The 20258-nt window shown below is 57.2% G+C and carries 23 protein-coding genes; 11 read left to right on the top strand and 12 right to left on the bottom strand.

The window, feature by feature from the left end; all coding sequences use genetic code 11:
• Nucleotides 1–158 precede the first annotated feature (158 nt).
• Entirely contained in the window at nucleotides 159–863 is a 705-nt protein-coding gene (locus U5J94_RS07335; RefSeq protein WP_322564988.1) for an MBL fold metallo-hydrolase, read from the top strand.
• 286 nt (nucleotides 864–1149) lie between these two features.
• On the opposite strand, the gene U5J94_RS07330 is transcribed toward U5J94_RS07335, so the two are convergent.
• Complete coding sequence (locus U5J94_RS07330; protein WP_322564987.1) at nucleotides 1150–1992, bottom strand: class I SAM-dependent methyltransferase; 843 nt, start codon at nucleotides 1990–1992, stop codon at nucleotides 1150–1152.
• A gap of 250 nt (nucleotides 1993–2242) precedes the next feature.
• On the opposite strand from U5J94_RS07330, the gene ispG reads away from it, so the two are divergent.
• The gene (gene ispG, locus U5J94_RS07325) at nucleotides 2243–3472 is read left to right on the top strand and encodes a flavodoxin-dependent (E)-4-hydroxy-3-methylbut-2-enyl-diphosphate synthase (protein ID WP_322564986.1); all 1230 of its coding nucleotides are present in this window, start codon (nucleotides 2243–2245) and stop codon (nucleotides 3470–3472) included.
• A 275-nt stretch (nucleotides 3473–3747) separates the two neighbouring features.
• Here ispG and mltF read toward each other — a convergent pair whose 3' ends face one another.
• The 3 genes from mltF to U5J94_RS07310 form a co-directional block, all read right to left on the bottom strand.
• Nucleotides 3748–5148 carry a membrane-bound lytic murein transglycosylase MltF gene (mltF, locus tag U5J94_RS07320; protein WP_322564985.1) on the bottom strand — a complete coding sequence of 467 codons (1401 nt, stop codon included), beginning with the start codon at nucleotides 5146–5148 and terminating at the stop codon, nucleotides 3748–3750.
• Entirely contained in the window at nucleotides 5088–5993 is a 906-nt protein-coding gene (locus tag U5J94_RS07315) for a DMT family transporter (RefSeq protein ID WP_322564984.1), read from the bottom strand. Before U5J94_RS07315 ends, mltF begins: the two co-directional genes overlap by 61 nt.
• 525 nt (nucleotides 5994–6518) lie before the next feature.
• Nucleotides 6519–7088, bottom strand: coding sequence for a hypothetical protein (locus U5J94_RS07310; RefSeq protein ID WP_322564983.1), 570 nt, complete (start codon nucleotides 7086–7088; stop codon nucleotides 6519–6521).
• Between the two features lie 160 nt (nucleotides 7089–7248).
• Here U5J94_RS07310 and U5J94_RS07305 point away from each other — a divergent pair, with 160 nt between their 5' ends.
• Complete coding sequence (locus U5J94_RS07305) at nucleotides 7249–7557, top strand: hypothetical protein (protein ID WP_322564982.1); 309 nt, start codon at nucleotides 7249–7251, stop codon at nucleotides 7555–7557.
• Between the two features lie 3 nt (nucleotides 7558–7560).
• On the opposite strand, the gene U5J94_RS07300 is transcribed toward U5J94_RS07305, so the two are convergent.
• On the bottom strand, nucleotides 7561–9453 hold the full coding sequence (locus U5J94_RS07300; protein ID WP_322564981.1) for an ATP-binding cassette domain-containing protein: 1893 nt from the start codon (nucleotides 9451–9453) through the stop codon (nucleotides 7561–7563).
• Between the two features lie 118 nt (nucleotides 9454–9571).
• Here U5J94_RS07300 and U5J94_RS07295 point away from each other — a divergent pair, with 118 nt between their 5' ends.
• On the top strand, nucleotides 9572–9778 hold the full coding sequence (locus tag U5J94_RS07295; RefSeq protein WP_322564980.1) for a YdcH family protein: 207 nt from the start codon (nucleotides 9572–9574) through the stop codon (nucleotides 9776–9778).
• A gap of 74 nt (nucleotides 9779–9852) precedes the next feature.
• Nucleotides 9853–10497, top strand: coding sequence for a thioredoxin family protein (locus tag U5J94_RS07290; RefSeq protein ID WP_322564979.1), 645 nt, complete (start codon nucleotides 9853–9855; stop codon nucleotides 10495–10497).
• 87 nt (nucleotides 10498–10584) lie between these two features.
• Here U5J94_RS07290 and U5J94_RS07285 read toward each other — a convergent pair whose 3' ends face one another.
• Entirely contained in the window at nucleotides 10585–10866 is a 282-nt protein-coding gene (locus tag U5J94_RS07285) for a hypothetical protein (protein WP_322564978.1), read from the bottom strand.
• 303 nt (nucleotides 10867–11169) lie between these two features.
• Between U5J94_RS07285 and U5J94_RS07280 the strand changes: the two genes are divergently transcribed.
• On the top strand, nucleotides 11170–11409 hold the full coding sequence (locus U5J94_RS07280; protein WP_322564977.1) for a hypothetical protein: 240 nt from the start codon (nucleotides 11170–11172) through the stop codon (nucleotides 11407–11409).
• An 18-nt stretch (nucleotides 11410–11427) separates the two neighbouring features.
• Nucleotides 11428–11889, top strand: coding sequence for a hypothetical protein (locus tag U5J94_RS07275; protein WP_322564976.1), 462 nt, complete (start codon nucleotides 11428–11430; stop codon nucleotides 11887–11889).
• Between the two features lie 4 nt (nucleotides 11890–11893).
• Here U5J94_RS07275 and U5J94_RS07270 read toward each other — a convergent pair whose 3' ends face one another.
• On the bottom strand, nucleotides 11894–12322 hold the full coding sequence (locus U5J94_RS07270) for a hypothetical protein (RefSeq protein ID WP_322564975.1): 429 nt from the start codon (nucleotides 12320–12322) through the stop codon (nucleotides 11894–11896).
• Nucleotides 12323–12633: 311 nt separating this feature from the next.
• Between U5J94_RS07270 and U5J94_RS07265 the strand changes: the two genes are divergently transcribed.
• Nucleotides 12634–13014, top strand: coding sequence for a hypothetical protein (locus tag U5J94_RS07265; protein WP_322564974.1), 381 nt, complete (start codon nucleotides 12634–12636; stop codon nucleotides 13012–13014).
• Nucleotides 13015–13033: 19 nt separating this feature from the next.
• The gene (locus U5J94_RS07260; RefSeq protein ID WP_322564973.1) at nucleotides 13034–14518 is read left to right on the top strand and encodes a 2Fe-2S iron-sulfur cluster-binding protein; all 1485 of its coding nucleotides are present in this window, start codon (nucleotides 13034–13036) and stop codon (nucleotides 14516–14518) included.
• Nucleotides 14519–14543: 25 nt separating this feature from the next.
• On the opposite strand, the gene U5J94_RS07255 is transcribed toward U5J94_RS07260, so the two are convergent.
• Nucleotides 14544–14834, bottom strand: a complete 291-nt coding sequence (locus tag U5J94_RS07255; protein ID WP_322564972.1) for a hypothetical protein — start codon at nucleotides 14832–14834, stop codon at nucleotides 14544–14546.
• A gap of 139 nt (nucleotides 14835–14973) precedes the next feature.
• Between U5J94_RS07255 and U5J94_RS07250 the strand changes: the two genes are divergently transcribed.
• Entirely contained in the window at nucleotides 14974–15999 is a 1026-nt protein-coding gene (locus U5J94_RS07250; protein ID WP_322566474.1) for a lysylphosphatidylglycerol synthase transmembrane domain-containing protein, read from the top strand.
• Here the strand turns inward: U5J94_RS07250 and U5J94_RS07245 are convergent.
• Nucleotides 15953–16870 (bottom strand): AEC family transporter, encoded by a 918-nt coding sequence (locus U5J94_RS07245; protein ID WP_322564971.1) that lies wholly within the window; start codon nucleotides 16868–16870, stop codon nucleotides 15953–15955. The two genes, U5J94_RS07250 and U5J94_RS07245, sit on opposite strands and share 47 nt — an antisense overlap.
• Before the next feature lie 180 nt (nucleotides 16871–17050).
• On the opposite strand from U5J94_RS07245, the gene gloA reads away from it, so the two are divergent.
• Nucleotides 17051–17437 carry a lactoylglutathione lyase gene (gloA, locus tag U5J94_RS07240; RefSeq protein WP_322564970.1) on the top strand — a complete coding sequence of 129 codons (387 nt, stop codon included), beginning with the start codon at nucleotides 17051–17053 and terminating at the stop codon, nucleotides 17435–17437.
• 154 nt (nucleotides 17438–17591) lie between these two features.
• Here the strand turns inward: gloA and U5J94_RS07235 are convergent, their stop codons facing one another.
• From U5J94_RS07235 to ilvD, 3 genes are all read right to left on the bottom strand, one after another.
• The gene (locus U5J94_RS07235; protein ID WP_322564969.1) at nucleotides 17592–17954 is read right to left on the bottom strand and encodes a nucleotide pyrophosphohydrolase; all 363 of its coding nucleotides are present in this window, start codon (nucleotides 17952–17954) and stop codon (nucleotides 17592–17594) included.
• A 72-nt stretch (nucleotides 17955–18026) separates the two neighbouring features.
• On the bottom strand, nucleotides 18027–18245 hold the full coding sequence (locus U5J94_RS07230; RefSeq protein WP_322564968.1) for a hypothetical protein: 219 nt from the start codon (nucleotides 18243–18245) through the stop codon (nucleotides 18027–18029).
• Nucleotides 18246–18345: 100 nt separating this feature from the next.
• Complete coding sequence (ilvD, locus tag U5J94_RS07225) at nucleotides 18346–20025, bottom strand: dihydroxy-acid dehydratase (RefSeq protein ID WP_322564967.1); 1680 nt, start codon at nucleotides 20023–20025, stop codon at nucleotides 18346–18348.
• Nucleotides 20026–20258: the final 233 nt, after the last annotated feature.

The following is a 20258-nucleotide window of genomic DNA, read 5'->3' as shown; positions in this document are numbered from 1 at the left end:
CCACGGAGGACGCGGAGGACACGGAGAATCAACTTATTCAAACCTCTGTGACCTTTGTACCCAAACAACGGGCATAAATGTCCTCTGTGGTAAACGGGTTTTATCCGGCGAGGTGATTGGCCTATGATGGGGCTGATGAATGGAAGAGGAGACAGCCCATGACCCGGATTGTGAACAATGAGCAGTACAGTATCGACGCGCTGGAACTGGGGCCGATGGAGAATTTCATTTATGTAATCACCGATCACGCCAGCGGGCACGCCGCCGTGGTGGACCCGGCCTGGGAAGTGCCGGAGATCCTGGCGCTGGCCGAGCAGCACGGCATCAGCATCAGCGACATTCTGCTCACTCACAGCCATCACGATCATATCAACGGCATCGAACAGGTGCTGCAGAAATACGATGCCCAACTGCACCTGCTCAAACCCGAAGCCGAGTTCTGGGGCCAGCACCTGGCACTGCCGACCCTGCATCACGGCGGCGATACCATCAAGGTGGGCGACACCGAGATCCAGATCCTGCACACCCCCGGCCACACACCCGGCTCGGCCTGTTATCACATTCACGATCAGCTGATCACCGGCGACACCATGTTTGTCTGGGGTTGCGGAAGGTGTGATTTAAGCGGCGGCGATCCGGAGCAGATGTACGACACCCTGAACAAGCTGGCCAAACTGCCCGGCAACACCGTCACCCTGCCCGGCCACAACTACGCGGATAAGACCACCGCGACCATGGAAGAACAGGTCAGGGGTAATCCCTTCATGCACTTTCACGACAGACACAAATTCGTCGACTACCGCATGCACATCCACGACCGCGTCCGCGAAGAGCCCTACCATGCCGAGCCGACGGAAAATTGATAATTCGGTGGGAGTTAACGCGGAGGTCGCAGAGGCGCGGAGTCGCAGAGATAAAAATGATAACTAACTTATCGTTCTGTTTCGACAACGAACAAAGTAATGCCGCTAACAAATATTAACGGAATATGAGAACCTGTTATTCGCTTATGAAATTGCCTGACTCACAATATTAACCGGGGAAACATCAATATTTTTCTCCGCGCCTCCGCGCCTCTGCGAACTCCGCGTTATTTTCCACTACCCCAAGAAATGATCCAACGGCAGATAATACCTGCCGTTCAACGCATTATTTCTCGGCGACGATGTAGATCATCCAGGATTCCTGGTTTTCCACCTCGGTCACTTCTTCGTATTCCCCGGTACCTTCCAGCTCGTCATCATCGTCATCGGAATCTTCGTATTTTTCCCAGTAGACCCGTGACTTGCTGAAGCCGGCTTCTTCGAGGAGTTCGCGGACTTCGGGAATGGCCCACAGGCGCCATTCGTAGGTGAAGGCGTTTTGCATGCGTGAGCCGTCGTCGAATTCAAAATGGATGGCGCATTTCATGTGATGATCGATGGGGTTGAAGGCGACGTGTTCCCAGATGTAGGTGGCCGGCTCGTCCTCGATCTCGGTCTCTTCTTCGATCACGTCCTCGCACTCGGTACCGCCGAACAGATCCAGAATCAACAGGCCGTCGTCCACCAGACTCTGGCGGGCCTTTTTGAAGTAGTCGATCAGTTCATCGCGCTTTTCGAACAGGCAGTAGCTGAAATTGAAGGCGCAGACGATATCCACCTGCGGCTCGGTGACGTTGCGCACGTCGTCGATGTGCAGGGTAATACGCTCAGCCAGGTCGCCGCCTTCGGCTTCGATGTTGTGCTTGCGGCCCCATTCGACGGTCTCTTCGTCATAATCCACGCCGATGGCAGTACGTTGCGGATCCGACTTGCACCACTCGGCGGCCAGATAGGCGGTGCCGCAGAAGTCTTCCTTCATGCTCAGTGCCTTGCGGCCGCGCAACTCGGGGAACACCTGATCAAAAAAGGCCACTTCCGCTTCAGGGGCCTGCACCGACTTCTGGTACAACACATGCCGGTCCGCCTGATCGGCCATGGTCGGTTTCTTGCCTGCCTGTTGTTTTGCCATTTCCTGTCCCCTGTTTCGATTGCGTTGGTGTTCGTATTTCGGGCGCTATTATATAGGGTTTACACCGTTTTTGTATGAACGATTGCGCGGAAATTGCCTGTTTCCGGTGATGGCGCTGGTCGCAGGTTGTTCGGTGCATTCGGTGGTAACCCGATATCCGCTGGCGCCGGCGAAATTTTGTCTCAGGCCCCACTGGTATAAAATGGATATGGTATGATCCTGCCTTTGCGGTCAATGGCTTACAGATAACATGAGCAAATCCGTTCAGCGCCAGCACACGGTTCCTGTCCAGGTCGGCCACGTCACCGTAGGCGGTGACGCCCCGATCGTGGTGCAATCAATGACCAATACCGACACCGCCGACATCGCGGCCACGGTCCAGCAGGTCCGCGATCTGAGCCAGGCCGGCTCCGAACTGGTGCGCATTACGGTCAACAGCGCAGAGGCCGCCGCGGCCGTCCCGCAGATTCGCGAGGCGCTGGACCAGGCCGGTTGCACCACCCCGCTGGTGGGCGACTTTCACTTCAACGGCCACAAGCTGCTGAGCGATTATCCCGAGTGCGCCGCCGCGCTGGCCAAATACCGCATCAACCCCGGTAACGTGGGCAAGGGCAAAAAACGGGACGAGCAGTTCGCCCGCATGATCGAGGTGGCCATCGAGTACGACAAGCCGGTGCGCATCGGCATCAACTGGGGCTCGCTGGATCAAGCCCTGCTGGCGCGGATGATGGACGAGAACGCCAGACTGCCCGAGCCGCGCGAGCCGACCGCGCTGATGCACGCGGCGGTGGTTACCTCGGCACTGGAGAGTGCCCAGCAGGCCGAAGAACTGGGCATGGCCCATGACAAGATCATCCTCTCCTGCAAGATGAGCGGGGTGCAGGATCTGATCAGCGTCTATCAGGATATCTCCTCACAATGTGATTATCCGCTGCACCTGGGCCTGACCGAGGCCGGCATGGGCTCCAAGGGCATCGTCGCCTCCACCGCCGCGCTGTCGGTGCTGTTGCAACAGGGCATCGGCGATACGATCCGGATCTCCCTGACCCCGGAACCGGGCGGGGATCGCTGCCAGGAAGTGGTAGTCGCGCAGGAGATCCTGCAATCCATGGGGCTGCGCGCCTTCACACCGATGGTGGTAGCCTGCCCCGGCTGCGGTCGCACCTCCAGCACCTACTTCCAGCAACTGGCGATGGATATCCAGGGTTACCTGCGCCAGCAGATGCCGCAATGGCGTGAACAATACCAGGGCGTGGAAGAATTATCCGTGGCGGTCATGGGTTGCGTGGTCAACGGACCGGGTGAGAGCAAACACGCCAACATCGGCATCAGCCTGCCCGGCACCGGCGAAAAACCGGTGGCCCCGGTTTATGTGGACGGCGAGAAAACCGTGACTCTCAAGGGCGACAACATCGCCGGGGAATTCCAGCAAATCATCGACGACTACATCCAGCGCCACTACGCTGGAAACAAAAAGTAATCACCACCAAGACACCAAGACACCAAGACACCAAGAAAAAATATTCTATTGTGCGTCTTCGTACCCCTCTGCCTTGTCAAGTGTATAGGGTGCGTTCTACGCACCGTCAACACGTATGAGTGTGGAGTTCGGTGCGTGGGACGCACCCTGCAGTTCTGTGCCACCGGGAATAAACGCAGAGGATACGAAGGCGCAGAGAAATGATTTATGCCATTTTTTCTTGGTGTCTTCGTGTCTTGGTGGTGAGTTTTTTTACTCGTCCCTGCCCGAAGGGCCTAGTTGACCTTGAGGGCCTGCAGCAGCATGTCGTGGTAGTTGCGGATGCGGCGCACGTAACGCACCGGCTCCGAACCGCGAGCGTACCCGTAACGCAGATCCTTGTAGTATTTTTTCTGCGCCAGTAGGGGTAACACTTCACGGAAGTCGTGCCACAAATCGGGATTCTTGCCCAGATCGCGAGCCAGGTTGCGGGCATCGTAGACATGGCCCATGCCCACGTTATACGCCGCCAGGGCGATCCAGGTGCGGTCCGGTTCGCTGATCGCCTCCGGTAGTCGACCGCGCAGGTTCGCGAGGTATTTGGCGCCACCCATGATGCTCTGCTTTGGATCCAGCCGGCTCTGGATCCCGACCTCCCGGGCCGTAATCCGGGTCAACATCATGATGCCGCGCACGCCGGTGGGACTGCGGGCAAGGCGATCCCAGTGGGATTCCTGATAGGCCTGGGCGGCCAGCAAAGTCCAGTCGATATCGTATTGTTTCCCGGCTTCCTGAAACAGCTTCTGGTATTGCGGCAGTACGCGTTCAACCTTGCGCTGAAACGCCCGGGTATCGACATAATCGAAGACTTCGATGAAGCCGTAATACTGATTGATCAGGGCCTGCAGCTGACCATCCTCTTCATACTGTTCCAGCCAGTCATTTACGGCGGCTTGTAATCCGTCCGCATTGGCGGGCATTGCCCAGGCCAGCGGCTGGGGTTCACTAATATCAAAGCGGACTGACAGTTCCGGCATGTAACGCTGGTTTATCGCCACAATATTGGAATCGCCAATGGTGCAATCGAGTTTGCGTTGCCAGACTTTTTCCAGCAGATATTCGGTATCGTGCTCCGGAACAGCCTCCCAGGACAGTTCCGGGATGTCCTGCTGCAGGCGCTCCAGCTGTTCCACATAACTGGTTTCAGCCGGCACCTCGATGGAGAGGCCGACCAGATCTTCAGGCGAGGAAGGACGGGCGCCAAGCCGACGGCACACCACCTGCTGAGTGACTTGTTGATAGGCGCGAGAAAACAGCACGCGCTCCCGGCGCTGTTCGGTGCGGGTCAGTCCGGCAGCAGCAATATCCGCCTTCCCGGCTTCAATCATGCGCAGAATCTCGCTGGGATTATCACTGGTGACCAGCTTCAGTTCGACCCCCAGATCCTCGGCAAAAGTGGAAACCAGAGCGTATTCAAAGCCCGTGGGTCCATCACGGCCCATATAATAGGTGGTCGGGGCGTTGCGGGTAACCACCACCAGCTTGCCCTGTTCCTGAATGCGCGTGATATAAGCATCATCACCGCAGGCGCTCAGCGCTGCAGCCAGCAATAGCAGCACACTGCTACGCCAACCACTCAACCCACGGCGTCGCTCGCGGCCCTGTTGCGCAAATAACGAATCATCCTTTCGCCCCATTGGTATAACCCCATCCCCAGCAGGATCAGTGTCGCGCCCAGATAGAGTTCGAGGCCGATCTGTTCCTGGTTGAATATCCGCCCAAACAGCAGGGCCAGTACCGGTGTCAACAATGTTACCAGCGCCACGCGACTGGCATCAATCTGTTTGAGGACATAAAAGAACATAATAAAGCCCAATACCGAACCGAATACTGCGAGATATAAAATCGATCCGGCCGCGCGCGCCCCGATCTCGGCCGGCCACTGGCCATCCAGCAACAACCAGACCAGCAGGTAACAGGGTGCCGCCACCAGCAAGGCGCCACTGGTGGATTCCAGTCCCGACAGATGTGCATCGATCTTCTTGACCAACACCATACTCAACGAATGCAGACAGACCGCCAGCACTACCGCCGCAATGCCGTAACCGGCCTGCTCACCCAGGTGCAACCCCCGGGCAAACACTACGATCAATCCACCCAGTGCCAGTAATATCCCGATCAGTTTCGGCAGAGTCAAAGCCCGTTCGTGCAGCCATAACGCCGCCATCAAGCCGGTGACGATCGGTGTCAGCCCGAACAGCACCGAGATCAGTCCCGAAGGAATATACTGCGCGCCCCAGTAGACGGAGGTCATCGCGCCGAACACGCCAATGCCACCGGCCAGATAACTTTTCAGCGCCTGACGATCGCGCGGCAGTGTTCGGGATAACAGGGTTAACAGCAGCACGCAGACCAGCGCGCCGATCCACATGCGCGCGGCCACGCCGAACAGAAAGCCCGGCCCTTCCCCGCTCCACTTGATCGCCAACGGCGTGGTCGACCAGATCAACACCACGCCAATATAGGCAGTCGGCACCGACATGCTTCTCTCCCTTGAGCTGTCCAAAACGAAAAAAGCCACAGTTTTCAGGCTGTGGCTCTTCGGAAAATCGCGGTATTGCTTATGTTTAACTGCGTTACAACACCCTCTCCATCCGCCACGCACGACCCATTGCCCAGACACGCAGGCGTAGCGGGCAGGCAGAGATCTTGGCGAAATGCATGGTGTTAAACATGAGATTGAGTTTCCTCATTCTACAACGAAGTGTCAAGCACGAATCACTTATCTGACTCTCTGGGAAATAACGCAGAGGACGCGGAGACGCGGAGACGCAGAGATGTAAACTGATTTGTTTTTTCGACTTTCGAAGTTGATAAAGCCTATAGCCAGTCAAAAGGCTGGACACGGCCGTGTTGGGCAGATGAAATACCCAGCGATAACTCAGAGGGTTCAATTGAGAAGGCCTCGGTCAACCAGATTTACCAAAATAAATTATTTGTTTTCTCCGCGCCTCTGCGTCTCCGCGTCCTCTGCGTTATTTCCCAGAGCGCCGGATAAAGGAAGAAGTCAGCGGACGTAGATGTATTTCCAGTCGACCCCGGTGGCATCGCGCAGGCGCTTGAGAATGCCGTCGGTGGGCACGGCTTCGTAGGGATAGATGTTGTAGAGCTCGATGAACAGATGCGCAAAGGCGCCGGTTTTACGCCAGTTGAGTTCGGTGGCGTGACTTTCGGCGCCGCATTCGGGACAGACGTAGCGGTGGTTATGCGGATCGGTCCGCCAGTCGTCGATGATGGCGGCCCAGTCCGTCTCGCGGTGGCGGCACTGGCGACAATGGACCTGCACCTGCTGCGGACCACCGCGAAACTGTAAGTGTCCGCTGTACAGGATGCCGGCATGACAAAATTGCTCGGAACCGGGGACCTCCGGCTCGAATTCCACCGCCGGCGAACAGCCGAGAAAACTGATGTGCTGCAGGAAACTGGGGCCGGCCGCGTAGCGTTGCCCCGGCAAGTCCTCAACAGCCTCGCCGATCAAACCGGCGTCTTGCAGACTGGCGATCAGAGTCCCGGTGTCCTCCGGACGGTAGTCGGGATTCTGGGGATACAACAGCAATGAAGGCAAGGACGATGACATCAACAACCCCGGTAAATACAAGGGGGCCAGTATACCAGCGCCGTGGCGTGGATTAACCCCATGAATTCTCATGTATGCCGGAATTTTCGGGGCGATCCGGACCCCGCAAAATGCTAGAATCGAAATTACACAGACACGTAATGAATGATGGTGCCAACGAATGAGCCGTGACGACTATTCCAAAGAAGAGCAGATCCTGCAGATGATGCGCAAGGTCCTGACCGATGTGGCCAAGGATACCTATACCAAGCCGGGTCTCAAGCATCCGCTCTCGGAGGAAACCATTATTTCCATTCGTGATTGTTTGGGCCTGATCGCCTCCCGCGAGAAAGAGCTGGCCGATGAAGCCGGCCGACCCAGCCAGAAACGTCCACGCTATGTGGACGAGCCGCAAAAATCCACGGTCATCCCCATCGACACCAGTGGGCTGAAGAAAAAGAAAACGTCCCCGGACGCCGAATCCGACTGAAGGCTATTCCAGCTCTTCCCAGCGCAGGAAACAGGCTTCCAGTTCCGCATTGATCTCATCGAGCCGCTGCAGGGTCTGCGCAATCGTCTCACCGTCCTGCTGATAAAAAGCGGGATCGCCGATCTGCGTCTGTAATTGCTGCAGCTCCTGTTCCAGTTGTTCGATCCGTCCCGGCAGCGCCTTCAACTCCTGCTGTTCGCGATAGCCGAGCTTGCGTTTGGTTGTGACCGGTTCGGTGTCCCGCGGTGACGCCGCGTCACGGCTCGTGGCAGCGGCTTTTCCCGCGGCGCTTACATAGGGATGCTGCTGGCGATAGCGATACCAGTCGTGATAGCCGCCGACATATTCGTTAACCACGCCCTCGTCCTCGAACACCAGCACGCTGGTGACGACATTATCCAGAAAGGTCCGATCGTGGCTGACCACCAGCAATGTCCCTTCGTAATTCATTAACAGATCTTCGAGCAGCTCCAGGGTTTCCACATCCAGATCATTGGTCGGCTCGTCCAGCACCAGCAGATTGGCCGGCTGGGTAAACAATTTTGCCAGCAACAGGCGATTGCGCTCGCCGCCGGAGAGGCTCTTGACCGGGGAATGCACCTGTTGCACCGGGAACAGGAACTCGCGCAGATAACCGATGGCGTGACGCTTACGGCCCTGGACCTCGATCATGTCGCTGCCTTCGTTGAGATTGTTCAGCACCGATTTTTCCGGATCGAGAATCGCCCGGTGCTGATCGAAATAGGCCGTTTCCAGTTTGGTACCCAGGCGGACTTTGCCGCTGTCGGGTTTCAACTCGCCGAGCAGGATCCGGATCAGGGTACTCTTGCCGACCCCGTTGGGGCCGACAATACCGATGCGATCGCCGCGCATGATGCGGGTGGAAAAATTTTTCAAAATAGGCTCGCCGTCGTAGGCAAAGGAGACGTTCTCCACGTCCGCCACCAGCTTGCCGGAACCCTGCGCCTCATCCAAATTGAGCCGGACCTGGCCCTGTTGCTCACGTCGTTGCCGGACATCCTCGCGCATCGCCTTCAGGGCCCGTACCCGGCCCATGTTGCGGGTGCGCCGCGCCTTGATCCCCTTGCGGATCCAGGCCTCCTCCTCGGCCAGCTTCTTGTCCTGACGCGCCCGCTCTTTTTCCTCGGCATCCAGCAGTTGTTCCTTCTTTTCCAGATAGTGTTGATAATCGCCGGGCCAGGAGGTCAGATGGCCGCGATCCAGCTGGATAATACGGGAGGCCAGACTCTGCAAGAAACTGCGGTCATGGGTAATAAACACCAGACAGCCCGCATAGCCCAGCAGGAATTGCTCCATCCAGGTGATGCCCTCGATATCCAGGTGGTTGGTAGGCTCGTCCAGTAATAACAGATCCGGTTCGCTGACCAGCGCCCGTGCCAGCAGCACGCGGCGCTTCATGCCCCCGGAGAGGGTGGCCAGCGGCGTCTGCTCGGGCAGATCCATTTTGCTGATCGCCGAAGCGACCCGCTGTTCCAGTCGCCAGCCGTCCACCGCTTCCAGCTGCTGTTGCAGCTCGGTCAGACGTTCAATCTGTTGCGGCGAGTCATCCAGCTGCTGCAGGGCCTGATGATAGGACGCCAGTAATTCCCCGGTCTCCTGCAGTCCCCCGGCCACCATCTCGAAGACGGTCTGTTCCGAGGTGTGCGGCACCTCCTGGTGCAGATGGGCGATGCGCAGGGTGTCCGGATGCCAGATCTCGCCCTCGTCGGGCTGGATATCGCCGTTGAGCAGATGCATCAGGGTCGATTTGCCCGATCCGTTGCGTCCGACCAGGCAGACCCGTTCGCCCCGCTCCAGTTGCAGATCGACGTGATCCAGCAGCGGCTGCGCCCCGTAACTGAGGCAAACGTCTTTGAAAGTCAGAATAGGCGGCATTAACATCAGCACCGATTTGAAGGGCGCCCAGTATACCGTATTCGACGGCGCTGCTGGGCGCTTCCGCAGCGAACCCGCCTGGGCTAGAATGACAGCTCCCGTCAACAGGTTCCGCGCTATGGATGAACACGAAGCTGCACAATTGCATCACAAGCTGCAGTTACTGGAAACCGAGCATCGCGATCTGGACGATATTATCAACCGCCTGGTCGATGATCCGACCATGGATCAGTTGCAGTTGCGGCGCATGAAACAACGCAAGCTGTTGCTCAAGGATCTCATCACCAGGCTGCGCAGCCGACTGATTCCGGATCTAAAGGCCTGAACGGTCATCGGCCACAAGGGCCTTATATATAGAACCCATCCCGTCCATCTCACTATTCAAGCGACGTTTTTACCATGTCCCGACCTGTCCCAGATGCCGAAATTTTGATCGCCACCGGCTGTGCCCACTGTCCCGCCGTGCTGCAGGCGCTGTCCGATTTAATCAAGGAAGGACTGCTTCGCGAACTGCGGGTCAGCAATATCGTGGTCGATCCCGCCCGCGCGCAGGAACTGGGGGTGCGCACCACGCCCTGGACCCGCATCGGCCCCTTCACCCTGCCGGGCAACTATTCACCGAAAGAGCTGCGCCACTGGGCACAACAGGCCGGCAGCGAGGAAGGAATTGCCGATTACATTCGCAGCCATCTCAAGGACGGGCAGTTGCAGCAGATCGAGGACTTTCTGAATCAGCATCCCGAGTGGCTCGAAACGGTCATTTCCCTGCTGGAACGGGAGGATCTGGAGATCCAGGTTCGGCTCGGACTGGATGCGGTGCTGGAATCACTGGCCGGCAGCGATGCGCTGAAACAACTGACGCCTGAATTTGCCCGACTGTCGGAACATAACAATGCCCAGATTCGGGGTGACGCCACCCACTACCTGGCCCTGACCGGCGATCCCGCCGTTCGCCCCCGGCTGGAGCAGCGGTTGCAGGATGAATCGGCGGAGATTCGCGAAATTGCCCGCGAAGGGCTCGATCGGCTCTCGAAAGTTAACTGAACAGGCGATCCGAATACCAACTACAGGGTGGCGGTGCACCGCGCTCGACGGATTCCCCGCGAACAAAACGGACAATAAACCGACATTTCACTCCGCTGAAGCCAGCCGTTTCAGGGCGGCATCCAGCTCGGCCTGATCGATGGGAAACGGCAGGGCCGCATGAATCGGAAAGCGTTGGGCCACCCGTTCGAACTGGTGTAAATACTCTTTTTCGTAAAATACGATCACCCGGGTCCCGGGCAGGCGCTGGACCAACGCCATCAGGGTCTCCAGACTGCTGGTGCGATCCCGAAAATCCGACTGGAAGTTGAACTCGGTGACGATCACCTGCGGCCGGCGCTTCTTCAACGACTTGGCGGCCTTGCGCATCGAGTCGGCGGTTTCGACCTCAAAGCCGTGCTGTCGATAGAGCGGACTGAAATCGGGATAACCGCCCAGCTCGATAATCGCCAGCAGTTCACGTGTATTCTGTGTGGAAATGGTCGGACTCCCTTGAAAAATTGCGTCGTTGAAACCACATCCATATTAACATAGTGATAGTCAGTTATTGAGCCACCGCTGTACAGGCAGTATGCTTGTCGGCCTTCTTCTGCGTCGTCGTTTCGTGAAGCACACTTCAGACGACGATGATGGCTCAAAACTGTACCGACTTATCAGCACAAGGTGGAGATTATGCCGTATTACCTGTACAAGATGAATGAGGGCGTCAGCTCCATGATCAAGAATCTCGAATGCCTGGATGAGTTCGAGTCGTTCCAGGAGGCCAAAAAGCAGGCCCGCGCCAAGCGCCAGGAACAGGATCCGGATGACAAAACCATCTACAAGGTGATCTTCGCAGCCAATCAACTGGCAGCCGAAGAGATGCTGACCGAAAAACGCGAAGAACCGATCCTGCGGGAATGGGAAAAATAACCCCGCCATCGCTGACTCGTGGAAGAAGACGAATACAGATCCACTTATCACGAGATCAACGAGCGACGCTGCGTCTTCGAAAAAAGCATCAACTCGCGGCGCAGTACCTGCGAGCATGGTCGACGTTTTAATCTGGCGGATCGCGAAGGCGTTGCCTGCAGTTCCGAAGCCGGCAACCAGCGCTGCCAGGTGTTTCTCGACATGATGCGGCGTAATGCCAGCTTCGCCCTGCAGCAACGGCACATCGACGGCCCTCTGCCACATGCCAAGGAAGTGAAGGTTCAGACCGGCGGTTTGTTAGGCCTGCAAGGTCTGTTGCATCCGCAACAGGCGGGGGCCGAGCAGGTAGATAATATCGCGGGGTTGTTGCGTGAGGCGCAGGATCGCTACGGCGAATTTGATCAACTTCCCTATAGCGAACTGGTCAAGACCATCGTCCGCTTCGAAGGCCGTCACAAACGCCGGCGCGACCGACGTTAGGGGTTTATTCGCTACCGGTGCCGGATCGGCTGTCATTGAACCAGTCGTAAGCACAGTCCAGATGAGCACGAATGCGCATTATGCCGTCCAGGCCCTCATCGACCATCACCCGCAAGGGCGTGCGGTCCTGAAACTGTTTGTTACGTTGCTTCATCCACAAAGCCCCCATGGACGGGTTGTGCGGGTAGGTCGTGCGCAGGGCGTCGACAATCCCGACGATATGTTCCAGACGCTCATCCACTTCATTGGTCTGTGGAAACGGAGTATCTTCTCGATAACGACGCAGGGCGCGGGTGGGGGTTTTCGGCGGCAAATTCAACAACTCAACCTGTTGCTGGGCGTTCATGCCCCAGCTGTCCAGAATGGACATGATGACACGGGTCAACTCCACCCGCTCAACAGAGCTCAGTTTGCCTGTGTGAATTTCACTCATAATAATCCTGTTCGCTAACCGATTGCGCACAATCGAGTCTAATTTGTCATCCCCTATTATACAATAAACCGCACAAGCCGTATTCCATTAACCCGGCCGTCAGACGAGGAATTTTCTCCGCGCAACTGTTGGGGACAAATCAAATCCCGGAGAGCTAATGAGGTTAAAAGACCGCAAACGAAAGACGCCGCCACGAGTTCGAAATGGCATCTTGTGCGCCGCTACGACAGGTACCATTGTCATCAAACCCGGAGGCAACTGACACAGAATGTTTCTACGAACCTTTTTGGACTCTGGCAGGTCAGTTTATTATGACTGATTCGCGCACCCCATCCGGTCGACACGCGTCACTATACCGCTATCAGGCGCTTTCGCCGATTGATCAGCCGCAGGTGCATATTCGCTTTGCGGGAACCTTTGAGGGCAACGAGGTGATCTGGGATGCCCGGTTGCACACCCTGCGCTACGAATACGAACAGTCACGCCTGCAGCAGGTGCTCCCGCCCGCAACGTTTCGCCAATATATCTATATCCATCCCGCACAAGGCGAACGCCTTCCAATTACAGTCGCATTAAATGTGCCACAATTTGACGAGCCGGCAATACTCAAAACCATTATCATGATCCATAATTACAAAAGACTCCGGTTTGGTCGACATGAATTCGGTCAGCCGGTCAGCTTCTCCAGCTAGCGCAACAGGCGAATTGACGATGGATCGACTGCTGACAGTTTCTCGCGCGGCACGACTGGTTGGGGTGTCGCGCGGGACCCTGCAAAAACAGATTCAGGACGGCGATCTGCCAAGCTTTGAGGGCATGGTCAGACTCGATGACCTGAACCGGGCCTATCCGAACGTCGAAGTCGAAGACAACAGCATGCTCGAGAAGATCGAGCATATTATCGACAATGCCCTGCAGCGGGCCCGGGGTGACAAGCTGCGCAAGCTGCTCACTCCCGATCTGGGCACCCTTGCGACACGCGTCTCCCAGCTCAGCAAGGAGCTGGCCGCTGCCCGTTATACTTCGGAATATCTGCAACAACTTCTCGACGAGACCCGTCAGCGTCTGGGCGAACTGCAAGAGCACACTGATCCCCGCGATGAGCTGCAACAGCTCACCAGTTGGCTGGATGCATCGCTCAAACATACCGGTGAACCACCAAGCCCCGATCAGCTGTTGACCCAGGACACGCTGCTGCGGGTGATTCTCGCCCAGGTCCACATCATGCCCAGCGGGCATGAATTTTTTGTCGAGGGAAACAATTCCATTCTGGACGCGGCACTGAGTGCCGGCGTGGCACTGAATTACGGATGCAGTAACGGCAATTGCGGTAAATGCAAGGCACGGCTGATTTCAGGTGAAGTCCGCAAGATTCGTAATCATGAATACACGCTTGGCGAGGCGGAACAGAACCAGGGTTATTTACTGGCCTGTTCGAACACGGCAGTCACCGATATCGTGTTGGAAGCGGATGAAGCGCTTGATGAAGAAGATATTGAAGAACAGACCGTCCCGGCCTATATCAAAAAAATAACCCGCCTATCCGATGCGCTGGCTATTGTCTCTTTAAATACCGTACGCCGCCATCGCTTGCGTTTTCTGTCGGGACAAAAAGTTCTGCTCAGCAACGAGCACGGTGACAACAACTGGTATCATATTGCCAGTTGTCCCTGCGACGATCGAAGCCTGCAGTTTCATATCATCCGGGACAACAGCCCGTTCAGTGATTACATTTTCAATCAGGCCAGGGTCAACGACACAATTGAGATTACAGGTCCCCAGGGCCATTTTGTCTTGCAGCGGGACATCGACAAACCGATACTGTTTATCGCCGTCGACACCGGGTTTGCACCGGTAAAAAGCCTGATCGAGCACGCCCTGACCCTGGAGCTGGCGGATCATGTTCATCTCTTCTGGATTACCACCAATCACCGTTCCCATTATCAGCACAATCTTTGCCGTGCCTGGATGGATGCCTTCGATCACTTTCACTACACTCCCTTGTCGCTGACTGATGGTACAGACGAGCAACAGTGGCAGGCGCAATTGAAACAGTTCGGTGACGAGTACCCGGACTTGTCCGACTATGTAGTCTATTTCTGCGGGCCGGAGCAGATGGCGAAAGCCGCGCGCGACTCTTTCACTTCACGCGGTTTGCCAAAGAAGAGACTGTTTACCGAGTATTATCCGGAATGAACAACGGACTATAGCCGACAGCGGATCACTCCAACTCTTTCAGCCATTTTTGCAGGGCGTCAATAATTTTCTGTGCCTGATCGCGGCTCGAGATGTTGAACTTGGATTTTTGCTGGTACTGGCCGTTACGCTTCTGATAACGCCGAATCGTGAACTTGTCCGGCCCGAACTCGCCGGTTTTGCGGTCCATATCCTGGTAACGGAAAATAATGGTCGACCAGGCGCCCTTGGTTAAAACGACCTTGTCCAGCTGTTTGGAAACCAGGTTACCGTCTTCATGGTAGTCCACCGTCAGTTCGTCGATTTCTGCCGACATGGGTATATCCTCGTCTTTCGTCTGCTGAATAATAGCGCCTAGCGTACCACAACAAACCCCGGGAGATTCCAGCACCGGCGCAAAAACCGCCCGACTGGCCGCCAGCGCGTGGCCTGTTCTAGAATAAGCTACTGATCATCTGCCGAGGCCCGCGCTGCTCACACTCAACCGACATCATCTGCGTCTGCTGGCGATTTCGCTGGTACTGGCAGCGGGGCTGTACCTGGGGTTCGCGCTGGTCGGCGGTCTGCCGACGCTGGGGCGCATCATCAATCAGCTCGGTCTCAGCGGCGGTTTGATCCTGCTGGCCGCTTCATTGGGCAATTACCTGTTACGCTTTGCCCGCTGGGCGTTTTATCTCCACAGCCTGCACCACCGACTGCCCGGGCTGTTACATCTGGGGTATTACCTGTCCGGCTTCGCGCTGACCACCACGCCGGCCAAGGCCGGTGAAACCATCCGTTCCTTATATCTGAAACGCCACGGCGTCCCCTATACCGACAGCCTGGCCAGCTTTTTTGTTGAACGCTTTCTGGATGTGGTCGTCATTACCCTGTTCGCCACATTGCTCTTTATCGCCCATCGCGACTATCGGCTGTTTATTGCTCTGGTGTTGCTGACGTTATTGATACTGTTACCCCTGTTGCAAAGCCGTCTGCCGTTGCGACTTTGTCATTATCTGGCGCAACACTTTGCCAATACCCGTTTAGCCGTATTGTTGACGCATCTTGCCAACATGCTGCATCAGGCACATCGCCTGCTGTTACTGCGCCGGCTCTATCCGGGACTGTTACTCGGCGCACTGGCCTGGCTGGTCCAGGGACTGGCGTTCTATTATCTGTTGCAGATCAGCGAGACCTCCCTGCCGCTTGCCACGGCACTGGGCATCTATGCGCTGAGCCTGCTGGCCGGCGCCCTCTCCTTTATTCCCGGCGGGATCGGCGCCACCGAAGCAGTGATGGCGTTGTTGTTACTGGCGCACGGCGTCGAGCGCGACGTTGCCTTCAGCCTGCCGGTGATCAACCGCGTCACCACCTTGTGGTTCGCCGTTGCGCTGGGGTTACTCAGCAATGCCCTGCTGGCGTGGCGCGGGATCCGTCCCGCTGACGATACCCCGGTCAAACCGGCAGCCAGCCATACCACAACGGCAGCGAAATCAGACTGAGCAGCGTGCTCACGGTCACCGCGGCGGCGTAAACCGTGGTATCCAGGCCGTAGCGATCGCAAATCACCACCCCAATCACCATGCTGGGCATGGCCGCCTCCAGCACCACCGGGGCCAGCAGGCGCGGCTCGAGATCCAGCAACAGGGCCCCGCCCCAGACCACCAGCGGCATCAATAACAACTGGATCACCGCCACCACGGCAACCGACGGCAAGCGTTCCCAGCGCAGTACCTCCCAGCGCAGACTCATGCCCAGCACCAGCAACATCAGCGGAATCACACTCTCCCCCAGCAGTGACAGGGTGTTTTGTAACAATGCCGGTGTGGGGACGCCGCCAAGGTTCAACGCCACAGCCAACAGGGCAGCCCACAAGGGCGGGATGCGCATTAACCGATGACCGATCGACTCGCGCACCTCACTCTGACCAAACTGCTGGGCCAACAAGATGCCCAGGGTAAACAGCAACGGCGTGGAAGCGAACAGATCATATTGAATCGCCACGCTGGCGGCCCACTCGCCGAAGACCGACACCAGCACCGGCAGACCCAGATAATTGGCGTTGGGAAACGCCGCGGCGAGAATCACCGCCCCGGTCACCGCCCGGGGCATCCGGCAGCTGCGACAGGCCAGCCAGCCGAGCAGCAGAGCGACCAGTATGCCCAGCGCGGCCAACAGGCTGATCTTGATCGAGGAGATCCCCAGCGGGGCCTGCCACAAGATGGCCAGGATCAACGCCGGCAACAACAGGTTGTAAACCAGGCCGGTGATCACCTGGCGCGCCTTTTCGCTATCGACACCGCCGGGCGCCAGATAGCGCCAGACGGCGCCACAGAGGATGATAATCATCATTGAGAAAAGGGTGTCTAACACGCTTTATCCGCCTCGCTGATCCGTATTCACGTCATCCATCAATAACAAACCGGCCCATTGTTGTCCCTCACCTGGGCAGCCTACCTGTTCCATTCTGGCATAGCCCGGCGGCGGTCATGTTATACTTTCGAGCCTGTCTGAAATCCACTTTATAGCCAAAGCCTGTACCGGAGAAGTTTTATGCGCATACTGCACACCATGCTACGCGTCGGCGATTTGCAACGCTCGATCGATTTTTACACCAACGTGCTGGGAATGAAACTGCTACGCCAGAAAGAATACCCCGAAGGTGAATTCACTCTCGCCTTTGTCGGCTATCAACCGGAAGAGGACGGCGCGGTGATCGAGCTGACCTGTAACTGGGATACCGACAAGTATGATCTGGGCGATGGCTACGGTCACATTGCACTGGAAGTGGATGATGTCTACCAGGCCACCGACGAGATTCGCCAGCGCGGCGGCAAGATCCTGCGCGATGCAGGCCCGATGAACGCCGGCACCACCATCATCGCCTTCGTCGAGGATCCCGATGGTTATCCGATCGAATTGATTGGAGCGAAACAGTAAAGCTGGATTCGCGCACCCTGTAGAAGCCTGAAAAGATAACCACCGAAAACACTGAATACACCGACTGACACCGATTTTTCACACAACGTTCTTTCAGTGTGATTCGGGGATCTCGGTGTCTTCGGTGATCCTTCTCCGATCACAAGAGATGAGGTCAGTCGTTCTGGTATTCGGTATATTTCTTCTTGCTGCCGCGGACTTTGTCAGCCGGGTACTTGTCGGCGTTGATTTTCATTTTCTGCTGCACCGCGTCCAGTAAATCGATATCCAACCGTTCGGCCAGGCGTAGCAGGTAGACCAGGATGTCGGCCATCTCGTAGGCGACTTCCTGATGTTTTTCCGGCGACAGGTTTTTGCTCTCAGACTGCTGCAGCCACTGGAAGTGTTCCACCAGTTCGGCGGCTTCAACGATCAGGGCCATGGCCAGATTCTTGGGCGAATGATACTGCTCCCAGTCGCGCTCTTCGGCAAAGGCTTTGAGCTGGTGCTTCAACTCCTGCAGGCTGGTATCACTCATAGAAGGCAGCTTCCCGGATGGCTTTTATAAACGGTGGCATATTCCGTCGTAGTGCGACTTGAAGCCCGGCATTCAGGTCGAGACGTGACGCTGGGTGATCGAGATCATATCGCGATGTAATTCCAGCGCGTACCAGTCACTGATACTGATAATCTCGCGGTGGCCATCAAGATATTCCAGCAGCAAGGCTGACAGATAGTCATGGCGATAGACCGCCAGCCGGAGTCTGAGCAACTCGCCGTTGCGATTGGTGTACCAGTTCCCCACGACCGGATCTTCGGCAATAGCCATTATCCTCTCCCCCTTGTGTCCACTCGTTACGGCGCCGCGCTAATCCCTGCCGGGCTGCCGCTTTAGCCTGCTGTTGATTCCCTCTCTCGAGAGGGTATACCTATTCGTCGGTGACGCAACCGTGCGAAGCGTCCTTGACGGTCTTGACATACTTGAACAGGGTGCCGCGCCGGGCGATATAGGGCGGCATTACCCACGCCTGGCGCCGTTGTTCCATCTCCGCATCGCTGACGTCCACATCCAGCCGACGGGTTTCGGCATCGATGGTAATTACATCGCCGTTTTGTATCAGTCCCAGCGGGCCGCCTTCCTGCGCCTCGGGCACCACGTGCCCGATGATAAAACCGTGCGACCCCCCGGAGAAGCGACCGTCGGTAATCAACGCCACATCGCCGCCCAGCCCGGCCCCCATGATCGCCGAGGTCGGGGTCAGCATCTCCGGCATGCCCGGTCCCCCCTTGGGGCCTTCGTAGCGGATCACCACCACATCGCCCTTTTGAATCTCGTTGTTCTCCAGCCCGGCCAGCATCGCCTCCTCGCGATCATAGACCCGTGCCGGTCCGGAGAAGCGCAGCCCCTCCTTGCCGGTGATCTTGGCCACCGAGCCGCCCGGTGCCAGGTTGCCCTTGAGGATCTGGATATGCCCGCTGGCCTTAATCGGTTTGTCCACCGACATGAATACGTCCTGCTCCGCTTTCAGTCCGGGCAGTTCGGCCAGGTTCTCGGCCAGCGTCTTGCCGGTCACGGTCAGACAATCCCCGTTGAGCAGATCCTGTTCGAGCAGGTATTTCATCACCGCCGGGGTGCCGCCGACGTTATGCAGATCTTCCATCACGTATTTGCCGCTGGGTTTGAGATCGGCGAGGAACGGCACCTTGTCGCTGATGGTCTGAAAATCGTCGATGGTCAGCGGCACGTCCACCGCGCGGGCCATGGCGAGCAGATGCAGCACCGCGTTGGTCGAGCCGCCGAGTGCCATTACCATGACAATGGCGTTCTCGAATGCAGCGCGGGTCATGATGTCCCGCGGCTTGATGTCCTGCTCCAGCAGATGCCGGATCGCATGACCGGCCTGCAGACATTCATCGAGCTTGCCCGGATCCACCGCGGGAATCGAAGAGCTGTAGGGCAGGCTCATGCCCAGCGCCTCGATGGCCGAGGCCATGGTGTTGGCGGTATACATGCCGCCGCAGGCGCCGGGACCGGGACAGGCGTGTTCGACCACTTCTTCGCGTTCTTCTTCATTGATGCGGCCACTGATGAACTCGCCGTAACTTTGAAAGGCCGAGACGATATCCAGCGTCTTGTCATGCGAGTGGCCGGGCTTGATGGTGCCGCCGTAAATCATCAGCGACGGGCGGTTGATGCGGCCCATGGCGATCAGTACACCGGGCATGTTCTTGTCGCAACCGGGCAGGGAGATGTTGGCGTCATACCATTGCGCGCTCATCACGGTTTCAATCGAATCGGCAATGATGTCGCGCGACTGCAGCGAATAACTCATGCCGTCGGTGCCCATCGAGATGCCATCCGACACGCCGATGGTATTAAAGCGCATGCCGACCAGGCCGGCGGCCTGCACCCCTTCTTTGACCTTGGCGGCCAGATCGTTGAGATGCATGTTGCAGGTATTGCCTTCCCACCAGACACTGGAGATGCCCACCTCGGCCTTGTTCATATCCTCCGGCGTCAGCCCGGTGCCATAGAGCATGGCCTGTGACGCCCCCTGGGATTTGGGCTGGGTAATACGGGAACTGTATTTATTCAACTTCTGTGACATGCAATGCGCTCCTGAACGTGTCCGCAAGTGGCTCTCCCGCGGCAGTAGTACCCCCCCGGGGCACGCAGTATAAAACAATCCGCCCGGCCATGCCGAATCAACGAGCACGGACGCACAAATCCGGCAAAAAAACATCAACCCGGCGCCGCGGGAGTCGATATGCTTGATGATCAGCCCGGTATAGCCAAAACTTTGTCAGTGCCATAGACTGGGTTTACAGATACTTAGCTTGA

It is taken from the genome of Thiohalophilus sp. (assembly GCF_034522235.1).
GTDB lineage: Bacteria > Pseudomonadota > Gammaproteobacteria > UBA6429 > Thiohalophilaceae > Thiohalophilus.
This window is presented reverse-complemented; position numbering and strand designations above follow the sequence as displayed.

What these genes read in the sequence shown, in the direction of transcription:
- U5J94_RS07335 (WP_322564988.1), top strand. Translation starts at nt 159, where the DNA reads ATGACCCGGATTGTGAACAATGAGCAGTACAGTATCGACGCGCTGGAA.
- U5J94_RS07330 (WP_322564987.1), bottom strand. Translation starts at nt 1,992, where the DNA reads ATGGCAAAACAACAGGCAGGCAAGAAACCGACCATGGCCGATCAGGCG.
- ispG (WP_322564986.1), top strand. Translation starts at nt 2,243, where the DNA reads ATGAGCAAATCCGTTCAGCGCCAGCACACGGTTCCTGTCCAGGTCGGC.
- mltF (WP_322564985.1), bottom strand. Translation starts at nt 5,148, where the DNA reads ATGGGGCGAAAGGATGATTCGTTATTTGCGCAACAGGGCCGCGAGCGA.
- U5J94_RS07315 (WP_322564984.1), bottom strand. Translation starts at nt 5,993, where the DNA reads ATGTCGGTGCCGACTGCCTATATTGGCGTGGTGTTGATCTGGTCGACC.
- U5J94_RS07310 (WP_322564983.1), bottom strand. Translation starts at nt 7,088, where the DNA reads ATGTCATCGTCCTTGCCTTCATTGCTGTTGTATCCCCAGAATCCCGAC.
- U5J94_RS07305 (WP_322564982.1), top strand. Translation starts at nt 7,249, where the DNA reads ATGAGCCGTGACGACTATTCCAAAGAAGAGCAGATCCTGCAGATGATG.
- U5J94_RS07300 (WP_322564981.1), bottom strand. Translation starts at nt 9,453, where the DNA reads ATGCCGCCTATTCTGACTTTCAAAGACGTTTGCCTCAGTTACGGGGCG.
- U5J94_RS07295 (WP_322564980.1), top strand. Translation starts at nt 9,572, where the DNA reads ATGGATGAACACGAAGCTGCACAATTGCATCACAAGCTGCAGTTACTG.
- U5J94_RS07290 (WP_322564979.1), top strand. Translation starts at nt 9,853, where the DNA reads ATGTCCCGACCTGTCCCAGATGCCGAAATTTTGATCGCCACCGGCTGT.
- U5J94_RS07285 (WP_322564978.1), bottom strand. Translation starts at nt 10,866, where the DNA reads ATGCGCAAGGCCGCCAAGTCGTTGAAGAAGCGCCGGCCGCAGGTGATC.
- U5J94_RS07280 (WP_322564977.1), top strand. Translation starts at nt 11,170, where the DNA reads ATGCCGTATTACCTGTACAAGATGAATGAGGGCGTCAGCTCCATGATC.
- U5J94_RS07270 (WP_322564975.1), bottom strand. Translation starts at nt 12,322, where the DNA reads ATGAGTGAAATTCACACAGGCAAACTGAGCTCTGTTGAGCGGGTGGAG.
- U5J94_RS07265 (WP_322564974.1), top strand. Translation starts at nt 12,634, where the DNA reads ATGACTGATTCGCGCACCCCATCCGGTCGACACGCGTCACTATACCGC.
- U5J94_RS07260 (WP_322564973.1), top strand. Translation starts at nt 13,034, where the DNA reads ATGGATCGACTGCTGACAGTTTCTCGCGCGGCACGACTGGTTGGGGTG.
- U5J94_RS07255 (WP_322564972.1), bottom strand. Translation starts at nt 14,834, where the DNA reads ATGTCGGCAGAAATCGACGAACTGACGGTGGACTACCATGAAGACGGT.
- gloA (WP_322564970.1), top strand. Translation starts at nt 17,051, where the DNA reads ATGCGCATACTGCACACCATGCTACGCGTCGGCGATTTGCAACGCTCG.
- U5J94_RS07235 (WP_322564969.1), bottom strand. Translation starts at nt 17,954, where the DNA reads ATGAGTGATACCAGCCTGCAGGAGTTGAAGCACCAGCTCAAAGCCTTT.
- U5J94_RS07230 (WP_322564968.1), bottom strand. Translation starts at nt 18,245, where the DNA reads ATGGCTATTGCCGAAGATCCGGTCGTGGGGAACTGGTACACCAATCGC.
- ilvD (WP_322564967.1), bottom strand. Translation starts at nt 20,025, where the DNA reads ATGTCACAGAAGTTGAATAAATACAGTTCCCGTATTACCCAGCCCAAA.